This is a genomic window from Bartonella sp. AA56HLJMS (genome assembly GCF_042197145.1).
Taxonomy (GTDB): Bacteria; Pseudomonadota; Alphaproteobacteria; order Rhizobiales; family Rhizobiaceae; genus Bartonella.
Window position 1 is genome coordinate 1 of the sequence record NZ_JBHIRL010000059.1, and the last position, 2,862, is coordinate 2,862.

Consider the following 2,862-nt stretch of genomic DNA (forward strand, 5'->3'; position numbering starts at 1 on the left):
CAAGCAGATTGCCATCAGCATCTTTTTCTTTTGTACTGGTCTTTAGTGTCCATGTTGTCTTGTTTTTTAGATCAAAACGTACATTTCTGTCTTTAGCAATATTCGCTCTGCCTTCTAAATTTGAATGATCAGCGCTTAATGTGAAGGTGCCATTGGAGATCTCATTAATATATTTCTCTTCAATATCTTTCTCTTCCCAAAAGCTTTCTTTTTTTGTAAAGAGGCCGTCCCTTAATAACACGTCGGCATGGATTTCTGAATTTGTGAGATTAACTGTACCAATTGACAGATCAGCACTATTTTTAATGTTAGCGTTAGTGAAAGCTCTAATGAAAATTCCTGTGCCATTTTCAGCATGAAGCTCTGCATTGGTCAGATTGATTTCATTGCTATGATGTTTTTGTGGATCATTTAGCTCATCTTGTTTGGTAGTAGGGTGAGTTACGAATTGCAAACCAGAAACTTCTGCTGTTGCAGAAACATTTGTCAAATCAATATGCCCACCGTTGATTGCAAATAACGCTGTTTCGTTCGCTGCTACGGATCCTCCCGTCATGTTGACTGCACCACCATCGATTGCTGCAAGCCCAGTTTCACTATTACTAATCGTTGTTTTTTCAAGAAAAATTACACTGTTTGCGCCATTAGAAAATACACCAGATGACTTATCGCTATCATTTGTTTTTAGGGTCACATCTGCAACAGTAATATGTCCACCATTTTCAGCAACCAATGCATTACCTTTCCCCGTGACGGTTCCTTCCGTCATGCTGATGGTGGAGTTTGAACCTTCCGCATAGAGTCCAACGTTATCAGATGTAATGTTTGCATTGTTGGTTAAAGTGATGGCACTGCCGCTTTTAGCAGATATTGTTGTATTTTTTGCATGAAATGATCCTCCCGAGATTGTTATTGTCGAATCATTCTCTGCTAATACACCTTTTTCAAATACACCGGTGGCTGTTTGAGCCACTGTTACATCTTTTAAAGTGACGGTACTTTTATTTGTGTCTATTGCATAGTACAGTGCCCCATCCTTTTCAACACCCGATATTGTCACATTTTCTAGTTTGTTTTCACTACTGTTACTGTTTGAGAATATAGCACCAGTTGAAGAAGTTGTAATGGTTCCCCCAGTCATCTTGATTGCGCCACCGTTTTGTGCTCGAAGCCCGAAGAAAGCATCATTAATCGTTGTCTTTCCAAGTAATTCAATCATGCTACCAAGGTCACTAGAAACTACACCAGTTCCATAACCATCTTTTGTTTTTAGGGTGACATCTGTAACAGTAATATGGCCACCGGATGTTGTCTTTACTGCTTGCTCTTTCGCTGTGATGCTCCCTCCTGTCATTTCGATGGTGGAGTTTGAACCTTCCGCATAGAGTCCAACGTTATCAGATGTAATGTTTGCATCGCCAGTTAAAGCGATGGTGCTGCCGTTTTGAGCAAATATTGCTGTTCTTTCTGCATCAAATGATCCTCCTAAAACGTTCATTATGGAATCATATGCCTCTATGGCAGTTTGTGCTTGCGTCACTGTTACATTATTTAAAGAGATATAACTTGCATCTGCTTTTATTCCAAAGAACAGTGGCACATCCTTTTTAATACTCGATATGGTCACATTTTCTAGTTTGTTTTCATATTTATAACTGTGACTGTTTAAGAATGTAGCACCAGCTGCAGAAGCTGTAATGGTTCCCCCAGTCATCTTGATTGTGGCCTCATCTATTACTTGAATCCCGATGAAAGCATTATTAATCGTTGTCTTTCCAAGTAATTCAACTATGCTAAGGTTTTCACAAGCTACACCAATTCCATAAATATCTTTTGTTTTTAGGGTGACATCTGTAGCAATAATATGGCCACGGAATGTTGTCTTTATTGCTTGCTCTTTCGCTGTGATGCTCCCTCCTGTCATTTCGATGATGGCCTTTGAACCTGCCGCATAGAGTCCAACATCATTAGATGTAATGTTTGCATCGCCAGTTAAAGTGATGTTGCTGCCGTTTTGAGCAAATATTGCGGTTTTTTCTGCATCAAATGATCCTCCTAAAACTTTTACTGTGGAATCATATGCATCTATGGCAGTTTGTGCTTGTTTAACTGTTACATTTTCTAAAGTGATAAAACTTTTCTTGTTTATTTTTATTCCAAGGAGTGATGATGCTTCATTTTTATTATCTGATATTACTACATTTTGCAGTATATTTCTATTATCCTTACTACCATCGAGATAAACGCCAGTTTGAGAAGCTGTAATGTTTCCCCCGGTCAGGTTGATGTTAGCGCCGTCTTTTACAGAAATACCAAAACGAACATCAGAATCAGTGCCTTGAATATTTAAGCTATTTAATTCAAGCGCACTGTTAGCACCTTCAACTGTTACAACATATTTATCGCTACCTGTGTCTGTATTTGTGTTTTTATTTCCAGTTACAGTTACAGTACTACCGGTGATTTTTCCTTTGTTTTTTACATAAATAGTCTCGTACGTTTTTCCGGATATATCTTTTTCTTCGTTGGCAACGTCAAGAGTTTCAGCATGTGCAGTGAACTGGATGTTGAATAGTATGATAGCAGCCGCAGCTGTGCATGATAAAAGGGATGTTTTATACACTAGTATTCTCCTTATGAGAGTTCCCAAATATTCATTTCCCCGCGAACTTTATAAGAAGAAGTGAAAATGGATAGTTGTTATTAATTTCAGTAATTGTTTTTATTTGGTAAGACATTTTTGGTTTTTTGTCAAAATTAAAAAATAATTGATATTAATTATGTCTAATACAAAATGTATTTATAATGGATTTTATTTAAAGAATTATAATTTTGAATATTATTATTCAGAGAAATATTGTG

The 2,862-nt window shown here is 37.2% G+C and carries 1 pseudogene; it reads right to left on the minus strand.

Annotated elements, in window-relative coordinates:
• Positions 1–2,623: pseudogene (locus ACFINI_RS09685) on the minus strand (autotransporter outer membrane beta-barrel domain-containing protein); the annotation flags it as partial.
• Between the last annotated feature and the right edge of the window lie 239 nt (positions 2,624–2,862).